General features: G+C 74.1%; 21 protein-coding genes and 2 tRNA genes. 10 read left to right on the top strand and 13 right to left on the bottom strand.

Translation table 11 applies throughout. The annotated features are described in order from the left end of the window. Positions 1–38 precede the first annotated feature (38 nt). From ATJ97_RS05360 to adhP, 4 genes are all read left to right on the top strand, one after another. On the top strand, positions 39–2,738 hold the full coding sequence (locus ATJ97_RS05360; RefSeq protein WP_098482847.1) for a phosphoenolpyruvate carboxylase: 2,700 nt from the start codon (positions 39–41) through the stop codon (positions 2,736–2,738). 58 nt (positions 2,739–2,796) lie between these two features. Then, positions 2,797–3,570 carry a ribonuclease PH gene (rph, locus tag ATJ97_RS05355; protein ID WP_098482846.1) on the top strand — a complete coding sequence of 258 codons (774 nt, stop codon included), beginning with the start codon at positions 2,797–2,799 and terminating at the stop codon, positions 3,568–3,570. After that, complete coding sequence (rdgB, locus tag ATJ97_RS05350) at positions 3,567–4,205, top strand: RdgB/HAM1 family non-canonical purine NTP pyrophosphatase (RefSeq protein WP_098482845.1); 639 nt, start codon at positions 3,567–3,569, stop codon at positions 4,203–4,205. Before rph ends, rdgB begins: the two co-directional genes overlap by 4 nt. 204 nt (positions 4,206–4,409) lie before the next feature. After that, positions 4,410–5,477 carry a zinc-dependent alcohol dehydrogenase gene (gene adhP, locus ATJ97_RS05345; protein ID WP_483866833.1) on the top strand — a complete coding sequence of 356 codons (1,068 nt, stop codon included), beginning with the start codon at positions 4,410–4,412 and terminating at the stop codon, positions 5,475–5,477. A 71-nt stretch (positions 5,478–5,548) separates the two neighbouring features. On the opposite strand, the gene ATJ97_RS05340 is transcribed toward adhP, so the two are convergent. From ATJ97_RS05340 to ATJ97_RS05310, 7 genes are all read right to left on the bottom strand, one after another. Continuing rightward, positions 5,549–5,953 (bottom strand): DUF3054 domain-containing protein, encoded by a 405-nt coding sequence (locus tag ATJ97_RS05340; protein WP_098482844.1) that lies wholly within the window; start codon positions 5,951–5,953, stop codon positions 5,549–5,551. After that, entirely contained in the window at positions 5,953–6,489 is a 537-nt protein-coding gene (locus ATJ97_RS05335; protein ID WP_098482843.1) for an NUDIX hydrolase family protein, read from the bottom strand. Before ATJ97_RS05335 ends, ATJ97_RS05340 begins: the two co-directional genes overlap by 1 nt. Before the next feature lie 139 nt (positions 6,490–6,628). After that, positions 6,629–6,710, bottom strand: a tRNA-Leu gene (locus ATJ97_RS05330). Positions 6,711–6,885: 175 nt separating this feature from the next. Continuing rightward, the gene (gene bcp / locus ATJ97_RS05325) at positions 6,886–7,362 is read right to left on the bottom strand and encodes a thioredoxin-dependent thiol peroxidase (RefSeq protein ID WP_098482842.1); all 477 of its coding nucleotides are present in this window, start codon (positions 7,360–7,362) and stop codon (positions 6,886–6,888) included. A 119-nt stretch (positions 7,363–7,481) separates the two neighbouring features. After that, positions 7,482–7,934 carry a DUF6098 family protein gene (locus ATJ97_RS05320; RefSeq protein WP_098482841.1) on the bottom strand — a complete coding sequence of 151 codons (453 nt, stop codon included), beginning with the start codon at positions 7,932–7,934 and terminating at the stop codon, positions 7,482–7,484. A 164-nt stretch (positions 7,935–8,098) separates the two neighbouring features. Next, positions 8,099–8,797 (bottom strand): GAF and ANTAR domain-containing protein, encoded by a 699-nt coding sequence (locus ATJ97_RS05315; protein ID WP_170037126.1) that lies wholly within the window; start codon positions 8,795–8,797, stop codon positions 8,099–8,101. Between the two features lie 92 nt (positions 8,798–8,889). Then, a complete protein-coding gene (locus tag ATJ97_RS05310) occupies positions 8,890–9,522 on the bottom strand; it encodes a hypothetical protein (RefSeq protein WP_098482839.1) in 633 nt (210 codons plus the stop codon). Between the two features lie 201 nt (positions 9,523–9,723). Here ATJ97_RS05310 and ATJ97_RS05305 point away from each other — a divergent pair. From ATJ97_RS05305 to ATJ97_RS05285, 5 genes are all read left to right on the top strand, one after another. Beyond that, positions 9,724–9,796, top strand: a tRNA-Lys gene (locus ATJ97_RS05305). Positions 9,797–9,904: 108 nt separating this feature from the next. Beyond that, positions 9,905–10,462: a hypothetical protein gene (locus ATJ97_RS05300; protein WP_143426877.1), complete on the top strand. Its 558-nt coding sequence runs from the start codon at positions 9,905–9,907 to the stop codon at positions 10,460–10,462. Between the two features lie 8 nt (positions 10,463–10,470). Next, entirely contained in the window at positions 10,471–10,959 is a 489-nt protein-coding gene (locus tag ATJ97_RS05295; protein WP_098485252.1) for an FMN-binding protein, read from the top strand. Further along, positions 10,956–11,777: an FAD:protein FMN transferase gene (locus tag ATJ97_RS05290; protein WP_245862160.1), complete on the top strand. Its 822-nt coding sequence runs from the start codon at positions 10,956–10,958 to the stop codon at positions 11,775–11,777. The genes ATJ97_RS05295 and ATJ97_RS05290 overlap by 4 nt, the downstream gene beginning before the upstream one ends. A 31-nt stretch (positions 11,778–11,808) precedes the next feature. Then, complete coding sequence (locus ATJ97_RS05285) at positions 11,809–12,291, top strand: DUF2231 domain-containing protein (RefSeq protein ID WP_098482837.1); 483 nt, start codon at positions 11,809–11,811, stop codon at positions 12,289–12,291. A gap of 61 nt (positions 12,292–12,352) precedes the next feature. On the opposite strand, the gene ATJ97_RS05280 is transcribed toward ATJ97_RS05285, so the two are convergent. The 6 genes from ATJ97_RS05280 to ATJ97_RS05255 form a co-directional block, all read right to left on the bottom strand. Further along, positions 12,353–14,755 (bottom strand): lysylphosphatidylglycerol synthase transmembrane domain-containing protein, encoded by a 2,403-nt coding sequence (locus tag ATJ97_RS05280; RefSeq protein ID WP_143426876.1) that lies wholly within the window; start codon positions 14,753–14,755, stop codon positions 12,353–12,355. Further along, complete coding sequence (mgtA, locus tag ATJ97_RS05275; RefSeq protein WP_098482835.1) at positions 14,748–17,357, bottom strand: magnesium-translocating P-type ATPase; 2,610 nt, start codon at positions 17,355–17,357, stop codon at positions 14,748–14,750. Before mgtA ends, ATJ97_RS05280 begins: the two co-directional genes overlap by 8 nt. Before the next feature lie 6 nt (positions 17,358–17,363). Continuing rightward, positions 17,364–18,209, bottom strand: a complete 846-nt coding sequence (locus tag ATJ97_RS05270) for a universal stress protein (protein WP_098482834.1) — start codon at positions 18,207–18,209, stop codon at positions 17,364–17,366. 189 nt (positions 18,210–18,398) lie between these two features. Next, complete coding sequence (locus ATJ97_RS05265; RefSeq protein WP_098482833.1) at positions 18,399–19,061, bottom strand: methionine ABC transporter permease; 663 nt, start codon at positions 19,059–19,061, stop codon at positions 18,399–18,401. Next, complete coding sequence (locus tag ATJ97_RS05260) at positions 19,058–20,104, bottom strand: methionine ABC transporter ATP-binding protein (RefSeq protein WP_098482832.1); 1,047 nt, start codon at positions 20,102–20,104, stop codon at positions 19,058–19,060. The genes ATJ97_RS05265 and ATJ97_RS05260 overlap by 4 nt, the downstream gene beginning before the upstream one ends. Positions 20,105–20,150: 46 nt before the next feature. After that, entirely contained in the window at positions 20,151–21,041 is an 891-nt protein-coding gene (locus tag ATJ97_RS05255) for a MetQ/NlpA family ABC transporter substrate-binding protein (protein ID WP_098482831.1), read from the bottom strand. 276 nt (positions 21,042–21,317) lie between these two features. Here ATJ97_RS05255 and ATJ97_RS05250 point away from each other — a divergent pair, with 276 nt between their 5' ends. Continuing rightward, positions 21,318–22,229, top strand: coding sequence for an ATP-grasp domain-containing protein (locus tag ATJ97_RS05250; RefSeq protein WP_098482830.1), 912 nt, complete (start codon positions 21,318–21,320; stop codon positions 22,227–22,229). Positions 22,230–22,289 lie beyond the last annotated feature (60 nt).

Below are 22,289 nucleotides of genomic sequence, written 5' to 3'. Positions count from 1 at the left end.
CGGACGGCCGGGACCGCGCCCTCTGTAGCCTTTCGGGTATGAGCGACGCCTCCCGACGCGACACCCTTCCCGCCGACCGCCACACCCGCGGCGCTGCGAAGCACGAGATACCGGAGGCGATGCGCAACGACGTGCGCATGCTCGGCGGTCTCCTGGGGCAGGTGCTCACCGAGTACGGCAGCGCCGGGCTCTTCGAGGACGTCGAGGCGCTGCGCGAGCTCGCCATCGCCGCGCTCGAGGACCCGGGCAGCGACGCGCTCAGCAGGGCCGAGGAGCTCGTCGACTCCTTCTCCGCCGAGCGGGCCGAGGAGGTGGCGCGTGCCTTCACGTGCTACTTCCACCTCACCAACCTCGCCGAGGAGCAGCACCGCGTCCGGACGCTCCGGGCCCGCGACGGCGACGTCCCGCTGGCCGAGCAGCGCCCCTCCGACTCGGTGGCCGCCGCCTTCTCGCACCTGGCCGAGGAGGTCGGCCGGGAGGAGGCCGAGCGGCGCCTCGCCCGGCTGGAGTTCCACCCCGTGCTCACCGCCCACCCGACGGAGGCGCGCCGCAACGCCGTCGCCGCCTCGGTGCGGCGCCTCGGCATCCTCCTCGACCAGCGCGACGACCCCCGCCTGGGGCGCGGCGCGCTGGAGGAGAACCGGCGCGAGCTGCTCGGAGAGGTGGACAACCTGTGGCGCACCGCCCAGCTGCGCCCGGCCAACCCCTCGCCGCTGGACGAGGTCCGCACCTCCCTGGCGGTGTTCGACTCCTCGCTCGTGGATGTCTTCGTGGCCTCCTACCGCCGCCTCGACGACTGGCTGCAGGGGGAGGAACGCGGGCTGCGCACCCCGAAGGCGCCCGCGTTCGTCCGGCTCGGCACGTGGATCGGCGGCGACCGGGACGGCAACCCGAACGTGACGGCGTCGGTGACGCGTCAGGCGGCCGCGCAGTCGGCCGACCGGATCCTCGCGGCACTGGAGGACGCCGCCCGCCGCGCGGGGCTCGCCCTCACGCTGGACGACCGCTTCGCGGAGCCGAGCCCCGCGCTCAAGGCGCTCTGGGCGCGCCAGCGCCAGCTCGACCAGGAGCTCACCGAGCAGGTGGCCGCCCACTCCCCGGGCGAGAGCCACCGCCGGGTGCTCCTCTTCGTCACCGAGCGCATCGCGGCCACCCGCCGGCGCGACGCCGACCTCGCCTATCCCGACGCCGCGGCCCTGCGGGCCGATCTCGCCGTCGTCCAGGAGTCGCTGGTCCAGGCGGGCGCCGCCCGCGCCGCGCACGGCGACCTGCAGGACCTCATCTGGCTGGTGGAGACCTTCGGCTTCCACCTCTCGGAGATGGAGGTGCGCCAGCACTCCAAGGTGCACGCGCAGACGCTGGCCTGGCTCGAGGACCCCGAGTCGGTGCCCTCCCCGGCCGTGCCGCCGGAGGAGGTCCTGGAGACGTTCCGCGCCATCGCCGCGGTCCAGGAGCGTCACGGTGTCGACGCGTGCCGCCGCTACATCGTCTCCTTCACCCAGTCCGCGCAGAACCTGGCCGACGTCTACGCCCTCGCCGAGCGTGCCCTGGGGTCGGCGGAGGCCGCCCCGGTGCTCGACGTCATCCCCCTGTTCGAGACCTTCGACGACCTGCAGGCGGCGCCCCGCATCCTCGAGGAGATGCTCGCCCTCGAGCCGGTCAGGCGGCGGCTGGAGCAGACCGGCCGCCGGGTGGAGGTCATGCTCGGCTACTCCGACTCCGCCAAGGACGTCGGCCCCGTCTCGGCGACGCTCGCCCTGTACGAGGCGCAGGCCCGGATCGCCGCCTGGGCGCAGGAGAACGACATCGTCCTGACGCAGTTCCACGGCCGCGGCGGGGCGCTCGGCCGTGGTGGCGGCCCCGCCAACCGCGCCATCCTCGCCCAGCCGCCCCACTCGGTGGACCTGCGCTTCAAGGTGACCGAGCAGGGCGAGGTCATCTCCGCCCGGTACGGCAACCCGGCCATCGCCGTGCGCCACATCGAGCAGGTCGCGGCCGCCACGCTCATGGCGTCGGCGCCCTCGACCGAGCGCCGCAACGCCCAGGCCGCGGAGCGGTACGCGGACCTGGCGTCCCGCCTCGACGCCGTCTCCCGGGAGCGCTTCTTCGAGCTCATCCGGGCCGACGGGTTCGCCCCCTGGTTCGCCGAGGTGACGCCTCAGGAGGAAATCGGGCTGCTCGCCATCGGCTCCCGGCCCTCCCGCCGCGGGCTGAGCGTGGAGTCGCTGGAGGACCTCCGGGCGATCCCGTGGAACTTCGCGTGGACCCAGGCGCGGATCAACCTCACCGGCTGGTTCGGGCTCGGGACGGCCCTGGAGGCCGTCGGCGACCTGGAGCTGCTGCGGCGGGCGTACGCCGAGTGGCCGCTGTTCGCCACCATGATCGACAACGTGGAGATGTCGCTGGCCAAGACGGACCGGCGCATCGCCGTGCGCTACCTCGAGCTGGGGGAGCGGACGGACCTGGCCGAGAAGGTCGTCACCGAGCTCGACCTCACCACCCGCTGGGTCCTCGACATCACGGGGCACGAGCGGCTGCTCGAGGGGCACCGGGTGCTCGGGCGCGCCGTGCAGCTGCGCAACCCCTACGTCGACGCCCTGTCGCTGATCCAGCTGCGTGCGCTGCGGACCCTGCGCGACAGCTCGCGCGAGCTCGACGCGCAGGAGGTGGAGGACCAGCAGCGCCTGCTGCTGCTCACCCTCAAGGGCGTGGCGGCCGGCCTCCAGAACACCGGGTGAGCCCTCGGTGCCCCGGCCCGGGCGCAGCCGTGTCACCGCCGGACGGTAACCTCGACGCATGACTTCTCCGGACCTTTCCACGACCCTGCGCGCCGACGGACGGCGCCCCGACGAGCTGCGCGAGGTCCGCATCACCCGCGGCTGGCTCGACGCCGCCGAGGGCAGCGTGCTCGTGGAGTTCGGCCGCACCCGGGTCCTCTGCGCGGCCTCCTTCACCGAGGGTGTGCCGCGCTGGCGCCAGGGCTCCGGCGAGGGCTGGGTCACGGCGGAGTACGCGATGCTGCCGCGGGCGACCAACACCCGGAGCCAGCGTGAGTCGATCAAGGGCCGCGTCGGCGGCCGCACCCACGAGATCTCCCGCCTGATCGGCCGCTCGCTGCGGGCGGTCATCGACGTCGCCGCCCTGGGGGAGAACACCGTCGTCCTGGACTGCGATGTCCTCCAGGCCGACGGCGGCACCCGCACCGCCGCGATCACCGGCGCGTACGTGGCGCTCGCCGACGCGGTCGCGTGGGGCACGGCGGCCGGGCACGTCCAGCCGCGGCGCAGCAGGCCGGTGCTGAAGGACTCCGTCGCCGCCGTCTCCGTCGGGATCATCGACGGCCGGCCCGTCCTCGACCTGCCGTACACCGAGGACGTGCGCGCCGAGACCGACATGAACGTCGTCGTCACCGGCTCCGGGGACTTCGTCGAGGTCCAGGGCACCGCGGAGGGCGTGCCCTTCAAGCGGGCCGAGCTCGACGCCCTGCTCGACCTCGCCGTCGCCGGCACCGCGCGGCTGCGCGACATCCAGGCCGAGGCGCTCGCCCGCCCGCTCGAGCACCTGCCGTGAGCGAGACGGTCCCGGCCGCCGGCGCGGCGCCCCGCCTGGTCCTCGCGACCCACAACGCGCACAAGGTCCGCGAGCTGCGGGAGATCCTGCGGCCGCTGCTGCCGGGCCTGCACGCCTCCGACGTCGTCGGCGCCGGCGACGTCGGGGCGGAGCCCCCGGTGGAGGACGGCGTCACCTTCGCGGAGAACGCCCTCATCAAGGCGCGGGCCCTCGCGGCGGCGACGGGACTGCCCGCCGTCGCGGACGACTCCGGCCTGTGCGTCGACGTGCTCGGCGGCGCCCCGGGAGTCTTCTCCGCGCGGTGGTCCGGCCGGCACGGCGACGACCTCGCCAACCTCGAGCTCCTCCTCGCCCAGCTCGCAGAGGTCCCCGCGCAGCACCGCGCTGCCCACTTCGCGTGCGCGGCCGCGCTCGTGACGCCGTCGGGCACGGAGATCGTCGAGGAGGGCACCATGCCGGGCGTGCTGCTGACCGCGCCGCGCGGGGACGGCGGTTTCGGCTACGACCCGATCCTGCAGCCGGCCGGGGAGAACCGGTCCGCCGCCGAGCTCACCGCGGAGGAGAAGAACGCCATCAGCCACCGTGGCAAGGCGTTCCGGGCTCTCGCCCCGCACATCGTCGCGGCGCTGCGGTAACCGTCCCGAGGCAGCCGCCCCTCCTCACGCTCGGCCGTCCGGCCGGGTGTGGTGCGCGTCACCGCCGGGGCGTGCCCCTCGGGACGAGCGTCCCGCGTCGCGGGCGTCGTCGTTTGGTGGACTGGTCGTGGGCGCCGCAGAGGGCGTCCTCAGCGGGCGACGCGACCCGTCGCCGCCGAACGAGACGAAGAGGTGCACGACACCATGACCGACACCATGCCGTCGACCACGGCAGTCACCGTCCCCACCACCATGCACGCGGCCGTCGTCCACGAGCTGGGCCGGCCGCTGTCCGTCGAGGACCGGCCCGTGCCGCAGCCGGGTCCCTTCCAGGCGCTCGTCCGCGTCGAGTACACGGGCGTGTGCCACACCGATCTGCACGCCGCCCACGGCGACTGGCCGGTCCCGCCCACGCCGCCGTTCGTCCCCGGCCACGAGGGTGCCGGGACCGTCGTCGCCGTCGGCGCCGGGGTCACCCGCGTGAAGGTGGGCGACCGGGTCGGCAACGCGTGGCTCGCCAGCGCCTGCGGCGAGTGCGAGTACTGCGAGACCGGCTGGGAGACGCTGTGCGAGGCCCAGCAGAACAGCGGGTACTCCGTGGACGGCTCCTTCGGCGAGTACATGCTGGTGGACTCCCGCTACTGCGCGCTCATCCCCGACGGCGTCGACCTGGCCGCCGCCGCACCGGTGCTGTGCGCCGGGGTCACCGTGTACAAGGGCCTGAAGGTCACGGACACCCGGCCGGGCGAGTGGGTGCTGATCTCGGGCATCGGCGGTCTCGGGCACATCGCCGTCCAGTACGCGGTCGCGATGGGCCTGCGGGTGGCCGCGGTCGACGTCGACGACGCCAAGCTCGAGCTCGCCCGGCGCCACGGCGCCGAGGTGACCGTCAACGCCCGCACGACACCCGACCCTGCGGCGGCGATCAAGGAGCAGACCGGCGGCGTGCACGGCGCGCTCGTCACGGCCGTCAACGCGCACGCCTTCCCGCAGGCCGTGGGCACTCTCCGGCGCGGTGGCACCGTCTCGCTGGTGGGGCTGCCTCCCGAGAAGTTTCCCCTCGACATCTTCACCACGGTGCTGTTCGGCCTGACGGTCCGCGGCTCGATCGTCGGCACCCGCAAGGACATGTCCGAGGCGCTCGACTTCTTCGCCCGCGGCAAGATCGCCCCGACGTTCACCGTCCGTCACCTCGGGGAGATCAACGACATCTTCACCGAGATGGAGGAGGGCCGCATCGAGGGCAGGGTCGTCATGGACCTCCGGGCCTGACCCGCACCCGAGCGGCACGGGCCTGCGGCCCGGCCGGTCGCCGCCGGCCGGGCCGCAGGCCCGTGCGGATGTCAGAGGTAGCGCGCCTGCTTCTCGTGGCGGCGTTCCTGGAGCTCCGGGATCACCCGCCAGCCGACGATGAGGAGGGCGAGGACGCCGGCGGTGACGAACGGGAACGCTCCCGAGACCCCGCCGCCGGTGATGGCGCGCAGCGCCAGCCCGATCACCGTGGTCCCGGCCCAGACGATGACCCCGGTGGGCCAGATCAGGAGCGGCAGCGACCGCACGCCGGGGAGCGCCCAGGCGATGGCTAGGCCGAGCAGGAACGGCCACACCGTCTGCAGGAACTCCCCGGCGGGCGTGCCGTGGGACGCCATGCCGATGACGGTGAACACCAGGACGCAGGCCAGGTCGATCGCGAACCACTTCAGCGGGTTCCTCGACCCCGGCACGATCGGTTCGGGCTGGGTCTCCATCAGCGCAACCTCCCCAGGTGGGCCAGGGCCTGCTTGAGCAGGATGGCGTGCCCCTCCACCATGTCGTTGAGGATCTCCGGCGTCACGGCCTCCGCGGGTGTCAGCCACGTCAGCTCGAGCGTGTCGTTGGCCGGGTGGCAGTCACCGACCACCGGGACCACGTACGCGAGGGAGACGGCGTGCTGGCGCGGGTCGTGGAACGGGCTGCCCGGCGTCGGGAAGTACTCGCCGACGGCGAACGGCACCAGCGACTGCGGCAGCCGCGGCAGCGCCATCGGCCCGAGGTCCTTGTCCAGGTGCCGTTCGAGGGCCTCCCGGATGGTCTCGTGGTAGAGCACCCGCCCCGAGACGAGCGCGCGGGAGATGGTGCCCTCCGACGTCGCCCGTAGCAGGAGACCGACTGACTCGACCTCCCCGTGCCGGTCCAGGCGGGCCGGGACCGCGTCGATGTAGAGGATGGGAACCTTTCGGCGCACCAGGTCCAGGTCCTCGGGGGAGAGCCATGGACCGAGGTCGCCGCTCGCGATGTCACTCACCCTCTGTTTCTATCGCGCCCGGCGGTCCGGCGCGACAAGGCTGGCCGGGCGACCGGCGTCGTCACGCCCGGCCGGTCCGGTGCGGCGAGAGGGGCCGCCTCCTCAGCCGAGCCACCGGCACATCCACTGCTGCGGGGAGTGCGCGAGAGGGGACTCGAACCCCTACGCCCGAAGGCACCAGGACCTAAACCTGGCGCGGCTGCCAGTTACGCCACTCGCGCTCGCGGGACAGCCTATCGGCCGACGGCCTCCCGCCGGGCGCACGAGCAGCGCGCCCGTCCTTCCGGACGGTCGACCCTGTCGCCCCGCGTGGTCGGGCAGGAGCGGTGGTCCAGCCGGTCGGCCGGCCGCGGTGGTGGGCCAGAACGACGGCACCACCGCGACACCGGGAGCGGCTCAGTCGACGCCGAGCAGCTTGCGCAGCCGCGCGACGTGCCCGGTGGCCCGCACGTTGTACTGCGCGAGCTCGACCGTGCCGTCCTTCCCGACGACGACGGTCGAGCGGATCACGCCGACGTACGTCTTCCCGTAGTTCTTCTTCTCGCCCCAGGCCCCGTAGGCGTCCAGGACCTCGTGGTCCGCGTCGGAGGCGAGCGGGAAGGTCAGCCCCTCAGCCTCGGCGAACCGTGCCAGCTTCTCGACGCCGTCCGGGGAGATCCCGACGACGGCGTAGCCAGCCCCCTGCAGGGAGGCCAGGGAGTCGCGGAAGTCGCAGGCCTCCTTCGTGCACCCCGGCGTCCCGGCCGCCGGGTAGAAGTAGACGACGACGCCCTTCCGGGCGTCCTCACGCAGGGCGGCCAGCGATACCTGGCCACCGTCGGCCGTGGGGAGCGTGAAGTCCGGTGCGGTCTGGGTGGGCTCGAGGCGGGGCATGTCACTTCCAGGGAGAGAGAGGCGAACTGGCGGCGCCATCCTCTCATCGCGCGGGACCTGCGGGCCGTCCCCCCGGCTCACTCGCGGCGGCTGCTTCAGCGCACGGCGCGGCGGCTCCCTCAGCGCACGTCGCGGCAGCGCCACGCGGCGTAGACGCTCTCCGCCTCCAGGAACGCGCCGTGCCCGACGAGCGCGACGGGGTTCGCGGGCGCCACGAGCGGCTCGCCGTCGGCGCCCCGGCCGACGACCGGGCCCGTCAGCACCCAGGCCTGGGCGCGCTCGGAGAGCAGGTAGGAGTGGCTGACGAGCTGGCGGGCGATCCACGTCGACGTGCCGGCGGGCCACCACGGTTCCGGGACCAGCGGCCAGCAGGCGAGCCCGGGGAGCGGGTACCCGCTCTCGGGGTGACGGCTCCCGGTGTGGACGTCGTCCGGGCCGCGGCTGACGCGGAGGTACAGGTCGCCCTTGCGCTGCTGGGCCTGCACCAGGTCGCTGACCGCGTCGACTGTCGCCAGGTCGTGGTGCAGCGGGCGGTCGTAGGTGGGGATCTCGATGACGTCGGCGTACCGCATTGTGCGCTCCAGGGGTCGGTGCTCGCGAGGCACGAGCACGGGCCACCGAGGTCCGGAGCGGCCGTGGTCCCGCCGGGGGCTGGGGCGGCGGTGCCCGCCGGACGTACTGGGGCGGGCCGTTATGAAACCGTAACGTCGGTCACAAAAAGGTGGCAACCGGTCCGTTAGAGACGCAGCCCCATCCGCACGATCGCCTCCGAGACGTCGCGGACCTTGACGCTGTGGCTCCTGGCGTGGGAACGGATGCGCTCGAAAGCGGTCTCGACAGTCTCCCCGTGCGCCTCGGCGAGAATCCCCTTGGCCTGCTCGATGACGATCCGCGACTCCAGCGCGTGGGTGAGCTGGCTGTTGAGCTGCTGCTGCTGCTGGTGCACCGACTCGTGGACGAGGTAGGCGGTCGCCATCCCGCCGAACAACGAGGCGGCGGCCAGGTCCGGCTCCGGCCACTCACGGCTCTCGGCGTACATGGTCAGCGTGCCGAAGGTCCTGCCGCTGAGCGCGAGAGGGAGGGCGGCGACGGCGTGGGTGCCGCACTCGATCGCGAGCGCGGCGTAACCGGGCCAGCGTGCGCGCAGCTCGTCCGCGTCCGACACGACGACCGCCCGGCTCTCGCGGAAGGCGTCGACGGACGGCCCGGTCTGGTGCTCCTCCTGGTAGTTCTCCAGGAGGACGAGGTGAGGCGGGATGACCGTGGCCATCCGGATCCGGCCGTCCTCGGCGAGCGAGACGCCCGCGCCGGTCAGGTGCAGCGTCTCCCGGACGCTCGCGGCCAGGTCATCGAGCACGGTGTCGGTGTCGTAGGGCTCGACCAGGGTGCGCACGAAGTCGGACAGCGTGCTGACGAACAGGTCGTGGTCGTACAAGGGCTCCTGGCCTCCTCTCCTCGCAGCGGTGGTTGCGACTCCCAGGTCCGACGACCGTAGTCCGCCCCACCCGCGGCGGCACGCGGATCGTGCTAGGCCTCGGCTCCCGCTCGCCGGTCCCCGCCCCGGGCCGCCACGCCCCATCGCTCGGTCTCGAGCGCGGCCAGGGCCGCCGTCGTCGCGTCGTCGCCGGCGCGCCACGCCGCCGCGGCGGCGGGTCCGACGACGGCCAGCGAGCGCTCCGGACGCAGCGTCAGCGCGCGCAGCGCGAGGAGGTCCGCCCCGCCCGGCTCGTCCTGCAGGCGCCGGACGCCCCCGGCTCGGGCCGCGTACCGCAGCCTCGTCCCGAGCCAGGGGAGCACGACGAGAAGGGCCAGCAGGAGCGCGAGGAGGATGCCGACCAGCACGGCCAGCGCCTCGACGCGCTCCGCGCCCGCCACGCCCGCGTCGCGGAGCTGACCACCGGCTGAGGCGACCGCCTCGAACGGCCGGCTGAGCTGCTCGCCGAGGAGAGGCACCCGGCCGGCGCCGCGGCCCGCGTCGCCCATGCCGTCCTCGATGCCGCTGCCGACCTGGGCCGCGCTGCGCAGCGGCTCGGCCGCGGAGGCGAGGAGGTCGTGGACCGACCGGCCGAGCAGGACGCACACCACCACCCACGCCGCCACCAGGGCGTCGCCCGCCACCTGTCGCGCCCGGCGTGCGGGCAGGTCCGCGTAGAACTTCATACGGCGGTTCTACCGGGCGGGGCCCGGGCCCGCACGGCCCGCCGCCCGCCCCCGGCGACCCGGACCCGATGCGCGGAGGGGGAACCTCCGTGCACGCGGCCTCGGGGCTCGACGACCCGGTGTGCCGGACATCACCCGTCCGACGGCCGTCCCGGGTTGGAGGGGTCCGGCGCTGTGCAGTAAAGTCACTTTTCGCACCGAGCACCGCTAGCTCAATTGGCAGAGCAACTGACTCTTAATCAGTGGGTTCTGGGTTCGAGTCCCAGGCGGTGTACTTCCCAAGGTCCTCGCCCCGCTCAAAGGGGCGGGGACCTTGCGTCATCCCAGGGAATTCTCTGTCCACGCCCTGCTGGCTCCCAGGCAGGCGGCGCACGCTCGGCCCATGACCTCGGCGGCCGCCGCACCCGGAACCCGTACCCGAATCCTCAGGGCGTGGGTCCCGACGTGGTGGCGTGACCTCGCGGGGCTGCTCGCCTGGGGCTCGATGCTGGCCGTGCTCGCACTGTGGGTGCACGGCGGCGGGCTGACCGACCTGCTCGCCGGCGGATCCGCGGCCCTGACGACGGCGGGGCGGCTCACGGGGCTCGTCGCCGCGGACCTCATGCTCGTCCAGGTCGCCCTCATGGCGCGGGTGCCGTTCTACCGGGCCAGCTCGGAGGACGACCTCGTGCTGCGCGGGGAGATCAGGGCGATCGCCCACCGGCGCGGTGCCGACGTCGTCGAGCTCCCCGGACGCCGCGTGCCCGGACGCCCCTCGTGGCTGCCTGTGCAGGCCGCCGACTGGGACGACGCCGAGGCGCTCGTCTCGATCGTCCCGGACGTGGCCGAGCGCGACGTCTACATCTGCGGCCCGGACCTCTGGATGGAGCACGCGCGGGCCGCCGCGCTGAGAGCCGGCGTCCCCACGGACCAGATCCACCTCGAACGATTCACGATGTGAGGGCCGCCATGAGAAGGATCGTCGTCGCCGGTGCCATGACCGCCAGCGGGCTCGTCCTGCTGCTGTCCTACCCCACCTCCACCGGACAGGGCCTCGCCGGCGCCGCCCCCACCGGGACCTCCTCCGCCGGAGGCGGCAGCGCGTCCGCCTCCGGCGGAGGGGCGGGCGGGGCGGCGCCGTCGCAGGGGCGGTCCTCGGCCGGAGCGTCGAAGGCGCCGTCGGGCACGTACACGGGTGCCGCCGTCGGGACCCAGTGGGGCAACGTGCAGGTGGAGATCACCGTCCGGGACGGCCACGTCGTCGACGCCACGGCGGTGCAGGTGCCGCACGAGAACTCCATGGACGCGCAGATCAACTCCTACGCCGTGCCCATGCTGCAGCAGGAGACGGTCCAGGCCGGCAGTGCCAGGATCGACGCCGTCACCGGGGCCACCGTCACGAGCACCGGGTACATCCAGTCGCTGCAGTCGGCGCTCGACGAGGCGGGCCTGCGGTGACCGCCCTGGCCGCGCCCGAGGCCGGTGCCCTCCGCACGCGCGCCTGGCACCGGACGGTGATGGGCATGCCCGTCAGCATCCACCTGCGGGCCCCCGACCTGCCGGCAGGGGCGGAGCGGTCCGTCGCCGCCGTCTACGCGGAGCTGCGGCGTCTTGACGGCATGTTCAGCACCTACCGACCCGACTCGGCGGTCAGCCTCCTCGCCGACGGCGTGCTGACGCCCGAGCAGTGCCCGCCGGAGGTGAGCGAGGTGCTCGACCTGTGCGAGCTCGCCCGGGAGCTCACCGCAGGGGCGATCGACGCCCGCCGACCGCTGCCGGACGGCGGGTCACGGGTCGACCCGACCGGACTGGTCAAGGGCTGGGCGGTCGAGCGCGCCGCCGCGCCCCTCCACGACCTGCCCGGCACCGACTTCTACGTCAACGCGGGCGGCGACCTGCTGTGCCACGTGGCGGACGAGGGCCGTCCGGCGTGGCGCGTCGGGATCGAGGACCCGCAGCGCCCGGACCGGCTCAGGGCCGTCATCACGATGCGCGACGGCGGCGTCGCCACCTCCGGGGCGGCCCGCCGGGGCCACCACATCTGGGACCCGCGAGCGGGCGGCGCTGCCGACGGGCCGGCGTCGGTGACCGTCTCCGGCCCCACCCTGCTGTGGGCCGACGTCCTCGCCACGGCCACCTACGTCTCCGGCGCCGGGTCGGCGCGGTGGGCGGCGACCGCCGGGTACCAGGTCGACGTCGTCGCCCACGACGGCGGCCTTCTCCGCACCTGCCCGGTGCTCGGACCGACCGACGGTCGGACCCCGCCCGGGCTCTGACCTCGCCCGACCAAACCCGAAGGATGGTGCCATGTTCGATCTCATCGGTGGACTGCCCCTGCACCCGCTCGTGGTGCACGCGGTGGTCGTCCTGATCCCGCTCGCCGTGCTCGGCGCGATCGCCACGATCCTGGTGCCGCGCTGGCGGCGGTACCTGCCCGTCGTGGCGGTCGTCGCCACGCTGGCCGCCCTGGCGCTGCCGGTGGCCACGCAGTCCGGCGAGGCGCTCGAGAGGCGGGTGGGTGAGCCCGGTGTGCACGCGGCGCTGGGTGGCCAGCTCCTGTGGCTCGGGCTCGCGCTGGCCGCGGTGCTGTGGGTCCTCGTCCTGGTCGACCGCTACCGCCGGCGGGCGGGGCGCCGTGGGCGCGGCGTCGCCGCGACGGCGGTCGCGGCGCTCACGGTCGTGCTCGCGCTGGCGACCGGGGTGCAGGTGTACCGCGTGGGTGACACGGGAGCGAGGGCCGTGTGGGCGGACCAGGTGGGCTCCTCGGCCGTCCACGGCGACGGCGACTGAGCCGCGGGGCGGCGCGTCCACGCGGGTGGCGGTGCTCGTCGCCGACGTCGGTGGCGGCGGGTCAGACGGCGTTGCGGCGCATCAGGTGCCGCAGCGCCACCCAGCCGAGCGGGATCTGCACCCAGAACGTCACGACGCGGAAGACGACGGTGGCGGACACCGCCACGCCCGGGCCCACCCCGACCGCCGTCAGGCCGGCGATCATGGCCACGTCGATCGAGCCGATCCCGCCCGGTGTCGGGACCACCGACCCGGCGGCGTTCCCCGCGAAGTAGACCAGCGCCACCTGGATGGCGCTGAGGTGCGTGCCGAAGGCCGCGAGGGAGCAGTACAGCGCGAGGATCCAGCCGAGGCTCGTCACCACGTTGCCGAGCACGGTGAGGGCGAGCCGGCGCGGGTGGCTGACGAGCGTCACCACGAGCGGCCAGGTCTGGCGGACGACCGGCAGCACCTTGCGTGCCAGCCACTCCCGCAGGGGCCGCACCAGGAGGGCGGCGCCGGCCGCGCCCACCACCGCGGCCAGGGTCAGCAGCGTGGCCGGGCTGGTGGTGGGGATCGGGGCCGTCGAGGCGCCGGAGAGCACCGCGAGGACCACGAGCAGCAGCACGGTGACCACGAACTGCGAGACCTGCACGAGCCCGACCGCGGCCAGGGCGCGGGCGGTGTCGATCCCCTGGCGGGTGAACATCCGGACGTTGATCCCGGCGTGGCCGACCAGGGCGGGCGCGGCGAGCGCCACGAACGAGGCCGCGACCTGGACGAGAACGGCCCTGCCGAAGGGCACGGGCTTCGGGGCGAGCGCCACGTACGTCGCCGCGACCCCCGCGAAGGTCGTGAGCCCGAGCAGGAAGGCGGCGACGCTCCAGCGCCAGTCGCCCGCGGTGAGCGCGGCGGAGATGTCGTCGAGGTTGACGGTGGTCAGCACGACCACGACGGCCACCGTCGCCGCGGTCGCCGTGAACGCCTGACGGCCGCCGAGACGCACCAGCTGGACCGGCTCCGCGGCGGCGGCGTCCCCGCCGGGCCCGACGACGGCGGACCGGAGCTCGGCCAGCAGCTCGCGCCGGCCCCGCAGCTCCTCCCGCGTCGCGCGCGGCAGCGCCACGGGCTGCAGGAGCGGCACCAGCCCGGCCAGCTCGTCCGGCGTGAGCGACTCGCGGGCGGAGCGGAGGGCGCGGTCGGTGCCGACCCGCACGGCGAGCAGCGTGAGCATCTGGGCGAGGTCGGCGCGCCGGACCAGCTCCGAGGCGGCGATCGACCCGGACTCCCACCGGGTGAACCACACCCCGGGGTCCGGGCCGGTCAGCTCCACCAGCACCGACCCGGAGCTGAGGCGTCGGTGGGCGACGCCGCACCGGTGGACCCGTCGCAGCTCCTGCCAGACGAGGCGCAGCACCTCGTCGGTGATCTGCACCGGGGCGAGCTGGGAGAGCTGGGCAGCGCCGCCGGGGCGGTCCTGGACGAGCACCGTCGAGTCTCGGGCGACCGTGACGGCGCGCACGGCCGGCATCCGGGCGCCGGCCTCCCGGACCAGGGCCGTCAGGGCCACGAGGTGCTCGGCGGTCTCCCGGGCGGAGAGCGGCGGCGCGCCGACCTCCCGGACCCGCACCGCCTCCCACAGGCGGGAGAGCAGCGCGGCCACCTGGCGGTCGCTGTCGAGGACGGTCATCTCGAGCTCTCGTCCGTCCTCGGTGGTGAGCGCGTACCGGCGGTGCCCCGCACCCGGGCACCGGGTGATGCGGACCGGCCGGAACCCGGCCCGGCGGAGGGCGCCCACGAGCTCCTCGCCGTACGCGCGCCCGGTCGGCACGCCGACGACGTACCGCACCGCCAGCCCGACCCCACGTCCCAGCAGGAGGGCGAGCGCGGCACCGAGCAGCGCGGCCTGCGCGGTCACGAGCAGGATGCCCACGGTCACCCACACCGCGCGCCACGACCACGCGACGCTGCGCCGTCGGCTCCGCGGCCCGGCGGCGGTGAGCAGGGCGGCGACCATCGCCAGGGAGACGGGCACGGACAGCTCCGGCGAGCCGTCGCGGACCACGGAGAGGCCCAGCACCAGGTCCGCGGGTCCTGCGCGGCGCAGGAGGGCGACCACCGCTGAGCACACGACGACCCCGAGCACCCCGGCCACCAGGCTGGAGACGGCCTGCCGGGTCTCGCGCCGCACGACGAGCTCGGCGAGCACGGCGAGGGGGAGGACGAGCGCGACGACCCGCTCGAGGATGGCCGCCGGGACGATGACGAACTGCCGCAGCACCCCCTCGAGGCCCTTCACGTCCTGCGCGAGGCCGGTGGTGGTGCCGTGCGCGAACGACGCCAGGAGCAGCGTCAGCGTCACGCCCAGGACGGCGAGGACGATGCCGACCGCGTCGGAGAACTCCCGCACCGTCTCCGGCACCGGGTCGTCGACGACCGTGACGGCAGGCTCCACGGCGCCGGCCCCGCCGGTGGGCCTAGCCACGGGCGGCCGTGGACGACGGCGCCCGGGGCGGCCGCCGTCGTCGACGCAGCAGCGAGCGGGCCGGGGGAGGAGCCTGCCGCGGGCGTGGCGCGAGGGCGCGCTTGGCGAGCTCGTTCATGAGAACGTACAGCGCCAGCAGGACGGCCAGCGTGGCGAGCAGCGCGGCAGGCAGCGGGACCAGGCCGAGCGGGGCCGCCAGGGGCGTGAACGGCAGCGCGACCACCACGACGGCGACGACGCCGCTCGTGAGCCGCAGGCCCACGCCGGGGCGGCTGCGGTAGAAGGGCCGGCCGGTGCGCAGCACGAGCATGACCGCCAGCTCGGTGAGCGTGGACTCCACGAACCAGCCGCTGCGGAACAACGGCGCGTCGGCGCGGAACACCTGCCGCAGCACGAGGAAGGTCAGCAGGTCGAAGGCGGTGCTGATGAGCCCGAACGTCACCATGAACCGGCGGATCGACCGGGTGTCCCACGCGGGGGCACGGGCGACCTGCTCCGGGTCGACGGAGTCGCCGGCGATCGTGGTCCCGGGGATGTCGGAGAGGAAGTTCAGCACGAGGATCTGGCGGGGCAGCATGGGCAGGAAGGGCAGGAACGCCGCCGCGGCCGCCATCGAGAGCATGTTGCCGAAGTTCGCCGAGACGGTGACCCGGACGTACTTCAGCGTGTTGGCGAAGGTGGACCGGCCCAGCACGACCCCGTCCGCGACCACCCCGAGGCTCTTGTCCAGCAGGACGACGTCGGCCGCCTGCTTGGCCACGTCGACGGCGGTGTCGACGGAGAGCCCCACGTCGGCGGCGTGCAGCGCGGGCGCGTCGTTGATGCCGTCGCCCAGGAAGCCGACGACCTCGCCGCGGCGTCGCAGCTGGCGGACCACTCGTTCCTTCTCGAGCGGGTCGACCTCCGCCACGACCTCCGCCGCCGAGAGGCGTGCCGCGAGGGCCCGGTCGTCGAGCGCCGCCAGGTCGCGCCCGGTGAGCATGCCGGCGGGGGAGAGCCCCACCGCCGCGGCGACGACGCGGGCGGCGGCCGCGCTGTCGCCCGTCACCAGGCGGACGCCGACGCCGACCTCCCGCAGCCGGGCGACCGAGGCCACGGCGTCGGCCCGCGGCGGGTCCTCGAAGGCCAGCAGACCGCGCAGCGTCATGCCCCGTTCGTCGGCCGCGCTCACCTGAACGCCGGTCGGCAGCTGCCGCGTCGCCAGCGCGAGCACCCGCAGCCCCTCGGCGGCGAGGGAGTCCTGCGCGTCCCAGACGGAGCGCAGCGCCGCGTCGTCCAGAGCGGAGACCCGCCCGTCCAGCTCCACCCGGTCGCAGACGGCGACCGTCTCCGCGAACGCCCCCTTGGTGACCAGGAGCGGGGGTCCGTCGGCGTCCGCCCCGACCAGCACGGAGAGCCGGCGACGGCTGAAGTCGTACGGCACCTCGCCGAGAGCACGCCCCGGGGGGACCTCCTGCACGCCGTCGAGCACGGCGCGGTCCAGGGGGTTCGCGAACCCGCGCTGGAGCCCGGCGTTGAGGCGCGCGAGCCGCAGCACCTCGTCGTCGGCCACGCCGTCCGGTGCCAGGGCCGCCCGGAGGCGCACGTCGCCCGAGGTGAGGGTCCCCGTCTTGTCCGTGCAGAGCACGGTCATGCCGCCGAGGTCCTCGATGGCGTCGAGCCGCTTCACCACCACCTTCTCGGCCGCCATGCGGCGGGCGCCGGCCGAGAGGCTGATCGCCACGATGGCCGGCATCATCTGAGGGGTCAGGCCGACGGCCAGCGCCAGCGAGAAGAGCAGGGAGTCCACGAGCGGCCGGCCGAGCAGCAGGTCGATGACGAAGATCGCCGACACCAGCACCGCCATGGCGCGCACCAGCAGCAGGCCGAAGTCGGTCAGCCCCCGCTCGAACGCCGTCGTGACGTCACGGCTCTGCAGGTCCGCCGCCACCTGCCCGAACTCGGTGGCGCGGCCGACGGCCACGACGACGGCCTCGCCGGCGCCGCTGACGACGTGCGAGCCGAGGTACAGGGCAGTGGTGCGCTCCGGCACGGGTGCGTCGGCGGCTGCCGGGGGCCCGGCGGTCTTCTCGACGGGGAACGACTCGCCCGTCAGGGCCGCCTGGTCCACCAGCAGGTTCCGGCTGCCCAGCACGCGGCAGTCCGCGGGCACGAGATCTCCTGCGCGCAGGACGACGACGTCGCCCAGGACGATCTCGTCCGGGCGCACCACGGTCTCGGCCCCGTCGCGCAGCACCGTGCTCGTGACGTGCACCCGGGCCAGGAGGGCGGCCATCGTCCGGTCGGCGCCGCGCTCCTGCCAGTACCCCAGCAGCCCGCTCGCCAGGACGATCGTGAGGATGACCGCACCGTCCACGGTGTCCCCGAGCACCAGGGCGATGACGGCCGCGACGAGCAGGAGCAGGACGACGGGCCCCGAGAACTGCGAGAGAAGCAGGCGCACACCGCGGTGCCTGGTGCGGGCCACGAGCGTCGCCGGGCCGTCGCGGTCGAGCCGCCGGGCGGCCTCGGTGCCGGCCAGACCGCGCGGCGCCGAGTCCAGCGCCTCCAGGACGGCGGTGCCGTCCTGGGCCCAGAACGCGGCCTGCTCGACCGACGGCACCCGGACTCACCCCCGCGCCGCGCTCCGCGGGGCCGGCCCGCCCGCCGTGCCCGCGCCGCCCGCCGGTGCCGCCACCACCGCGACGGCGGGGGCCGCGTGCAGCACGGCCTGGACGACGGAGTCCGGCCCGCGCGCCGGGCCCCGCAGCGGGCGGCCGAGAACCATCAGGGACGACCGTGCCCCCTCGTCCCTCAACGCCTCCACCGCGTCCAGGGGTGTCTCGACGACCTCCACGGGCACACCGGGGAACGGCTCGCGCGCGGCCGCCAGGAGCGTGTCGGCCCGACGGCTCTCCGGCGGCCGCTGTCCCGCCGCGGGGTGCACCACCCGCAGCGTCGTCCCCCGCCGGGCCGCCTCCGCGAGGGCGAGAGCCAGGGGGGCGGCCGTCTCGCTCCCGACGTCCAGCCACACCGTGACCGGCGCCTCCGGCAGCTCCTGCCGGCCGGTGACGACGACGACCGTCCCGTGCCCTCGGCTCACCACGGCACGGGACACGGACCCGAGCACGGAGCTGGTCAGCCGGCCGCGCTCGCGGCAGCCGAGCACGACCATCGACGCCCCCCGGGTCAGGTCGAGGAGCGCGGACGTGGCGTCGCCGAGCACCTCCCGCGTCGTCACGGCCAGGCCGGGCCGGCGCCTGGCGGCCCGCTCCTGCGCCGCGCCGGTGACGCGCTGACCGGCGGCGTAGGCGGTGGGGAGGGGAGCGACGTGGTCGAAGGCGTACAGGACCAGCAGGTCGGCTCCTCGCCAGGCCGCCTCGTCGGCCGCCCACCGGACGACCGCCTCGTCCTTGGCCGAGCCGTCGACGGCAGCCACCACCGGGCGGGGGGCGGAAAGCTCCGCAGAGCTCACCGTGACCTCGCCGGGACTCCTGGGCGGGTCCTCTCCATGGCGACCACCTTCGTCGGTGCGTGCCGGTGCAGCGGCAGGGCGAGCACGGCGTCACCGCGGCCCTGCTGCGACGAGCGTATTCCGCCGTCGCCCCGTGCGGGGGCGATCCGGGCCGAGCCCCGGCCCAGCCGTGTGCGCCCGGGGACCGGCCTACCGGCGGAGCACCTTGCGGGCGAGGTAGTTGCCGAGGAACTGCACGAGCTGCACGAGCACCACGATGACGAGCACCGTCACGTACGTGACGACCCAGTCGAAGCGCTGGTACCCCTGCGTGAGGGCGAAGTTACCGAGACCGCCGCCGCCGACGATGCCGGCCAGGGCCGACATGTCGACCACCGCCACGAAGAGGAACGTGTACCCCAGGATCAGCGGGGCGAGCGCCTCGGGGATGATCACCGTGAAGATGATCCGGAGGGGGGAGGCCCCCATGGAGCGGGCCGCCTCGATCACCCCCGGGTCGAGCGCCACGAGGTTCTGCTCGACGATGCGGGAGGTGGCGAAGGACGCCATGATCGCCGCCGGCACGATGAAGGCGTCCGTCCCGATCCTCGACCCGGTCAGCGCGATGGTCAGCGGGCCCACCGCGGTGATGAAGATGACGAAGGGGATCGGCCGGACGAAGTTCACCAGGACGTTCAGCGCCGTGAAGACGTACCGGTTCTCCAGCAGCCCGCCCCGTCGGGTGGTGTAGAGCACCAGCCCCAGGACCAGGCCGATGGCGCCACCGATCCCGAGCGCCAGCGCGACGATGTAGATCGTCTGCCAGAACGCCTCGACGAAGACGGGCCAGTCGTTGGCCCAGTCGAACTTCATGAACGCTCCCTCCCCGCGAGCGCGGGGTAGTCCTCGACGTCGGTGAACGTGCGCAGCTCCGCCAGCGCCCGGTCGATCGCCGCGGGGTCGCCGGTCAGCGAGAGCGTGAGCGAGCCGAACGGCCGCTCACCGATCTCGGTGATGCCGCCGTAGACGATGGCGCCGTCGACCTCACGCTCGGCGAAGGTCCGCATGATGCGGGCGGAGGAGCCGGTGTCCTCCTGGACGGCCACGGTCACCAGCCTGCCGGGGTGGCTCGCGGCGAGGCGGGTGAGGACCTCGGGGCTCGGCCGGTCGCGCAGCGACGTCCCGACGAAGCGGCGGGTCGCCTCGTGCCGGGGCCGCGAGAAGACGTCGTAGACGGTGCCCTGCTCGATGACGCGGCCGTGCTCCATGACGGCCACCCGGTGGCACAGGTACTTCACGACGTCCATCTCGTGGGTGATGACCACGATCGTCAGCCCCAGCTCGGAGTTGACCCGGCGCAGCAGGCCCAGCACCTCGCGGGTGGTCTCCGGGTCGAGCGCCGACGTGGCCTCGTCGGCCAGCAGGATCTTGGGCTGGCTGGCGAGCGCGCGGGCGATGCCGACGCGCTGCTTCTGCCCGCCGGAGAGCTCGGCGGGCCGGGCCTGCGCCTTGTCGGAGAGGCCGACGAACTGCAGCAGCTCCGCCACCCGGGCACGCCGGCGCTCCTTGTCCCACCCGGCCACCCGGAGCGGGTAGGCGACGTTCTCCGCGACGGACTTGGAGGAGAAGAGGTTGAACTGCTGGAACACCATGCCGATGTCCGTGCGCAGCGGCCGCAGCTCCCTCTCGCTGAGGGCGGAGACGGTGTGGCCGTCGACCTGAACGGTGCCGGAGGTGGCCCGCTCGAGGCCGTTGATGAGCCGGACGAGGGTGGACTTGCCGGCACCGGAGTAGCCGATGACGCCGAAGATCTCACCCTCCTCGATGTCGAGGGTGACGTCCTCGACGGCGTGCACGGCCTTCGGTCCTTCGCCGAAGGTCTTGTGCACGCCGTCGAACCGGATGATCGGACTCATACGCCCATCTTCCCGGGGACCGCCGTCCGCTGCGCGGCGGACCTCATCAGCTCAGGCTCGCCTGGACCTCGGCGAGGATGTCCTGGAGCTCCGCCGGGCCCTGGTCGGCCAGCGAGGCGGTGCCGCCCGCGGACTCCTGCAGGGCCTCGGTCACCTCGGGAGACTTGTGGATCTCGACGAGCTGCTGGAACGTCTCGTTGTCGGCGTCCTCGGCCCGCGCGACCCAGACGTTGATGTACGGGCGGGCACCCTCGGACTCGGCGCTGTCGGCGAACAGGGCGTCCTCCGGGTTGAGGCCGGCGTCGTCGATGAAGTCGTTGTTGACGATGGACGCGTCGACCGAGTCGAGCGAGACGACCGTCTGGTTCGCGTCGACGGGCGTGACCTTGACCTTCGACTCCGCCTCGACGACGTCGGTCGGGTCCGGGACCACGCCGGCGTCGTCGGCCAGGGTGATGAGCCCGGCCTCCTCGAGCACGAACAGGGCACGGGCCTGGTTCGTGACGTCGTTGGGGATCGCGACCTCGCCGCCGTCGGGGATGTCCTCGACGGCGTCGTGCTTGAGGGAGTACAGCGCGAGGGGGTACACCGCCGTGGCGCCGATCGGGGTCAGGTCCTGACCGTCGGCCTCGTTGTACTGCGCGAGGTAGAGGATGTGCTGGAACTGGTTGAGATCCAGGTCGCCGTCCGCGAGCGCGGGGTTGGGCTGGGTGTACTCGGTGAAGTCGACGATGTCGACGGCGATGCCCTCCTCCTCCGCGAGGTCCTCGAAGATGGGCCACTGCGGGTCGGTCGCACCGACGACCCCGATGCGGACCGGGTTCTCCTCCGAGCCCTTCTCGGCGGACTCGTCGGCGCCCGAGCCGCCGCAGGCGGCGAGGGTGAGGGCGAGGGCGGCGGACGCGGCGATCGCGCCGCCACGGCGCAGGTAGGTCATGGTGGGTCCTTCGGATAGGTCCGGGCCGGGCGCCGGGGGCGCCGGGCGGAAGCCGCCGGGGGGTCGGTGGCTCGACTGGTTCCAGAAAAACAGCGAGGCGACGCAGCGAGCGAACCGTGAACGGTGCCGTCTCAGGATGCGAGCGCCCGGAGGGGGTGGATGAGGCGGAGATCACGACCGGCCGGACAGCGGCCGGCGCCGGGGAGCGCCGCGGAACCGGACGGGGCCGGTGGGCGCGGTGGCGCCGGAGGCGGCGACGCAAGGTAGGTTGACCCCGTGTCAAAGCCGATCGTAACCCTCGCCACCTGCGCCGCGCTGCCGCGGCTGTCCGAGGATGATGCACCCCTGCCCGACGCGCTCGCCGACCGCGGCATCGAGCCTCGCATCGCCGTGTGGGACGACCCGGACGTGGACTGGTCCTCGGCCGGCACGGTCGTCCTCCGCTCGGTGCACGACTACGCCCTCCGGCGCGACCAGTTCGTGCGGTGGGCCGAGTCCGTGCCCCGGCTCTGCAACCACGCGGACGTGATCCGGTGGAACACGGACAAGCACTACCTCGTGGAGCTGGAGAAGCGCGGGATGCCGACCATCCCGACCGTCTGGCTCGAGCCGGAGCGCAACCTCAGCAAGCACCAGGTGCACACCCGCTTCCCGGCGAGCGGCGACTTCGTGGTCAAGCCCGCCATCTCCTCCGGCGCGCACGACACGGGCCGTTACACCGCCGTCGACGCGGGCTCCCGCCAGCAGGCGATCTCGCACGCGATGGACCTGCTCTCGCAGGGGCGCAGCGTGATGGTGCAGCGCTACCTCGAGTCGGTCGACCAGCGCGGCGAGACGGCGCTGATCTTCATGAACGGGCTCGTCAGCCACGCCGTGGAGAAGGAGGCGATGCTCCACGGTCCGTTCCGCAGCCAGGTCGAGGCGCCGAAGGAGGTCGCGCACGCGCGGGAGGCCACGGACGCCGAGTGGCGTCTGGGCGAGGAGGCCCGCAAGGCGATCCACTCGTACATCAAGGACCGGATGGGCCGGGACGAGCAGCTGACGTACTGCCGCATCGACGTAGTCGAGGGGGAGGACGGCATGCACGTCATGGAGGTGGCTCTCGTGGACGCCTCGCTCTACCTCTCCACCACCCCGGGCGCCGTGGACAACTTCGCCGACGCGATCGCGGTGCGCGCCTTCTGGTGACGGCCCGCCGGGTGTGAGGAGCGGCCGCGCGGTGTGTCAGGCACCGCGCGGCCGTACCGC

It is taken from the genome of Georgenia soli (assembly GCF_002563695.1).
Taxonomy (GTDB): domain Bacteria; phylum Actinomycetota; class Actinomycetes; order Actinomycetales; family Actinomycetaceae; genus Georgenia; species Georgenia soli.
This window is presented reverse-complemented; position numbering and strand designations above follow the sequence as displayed.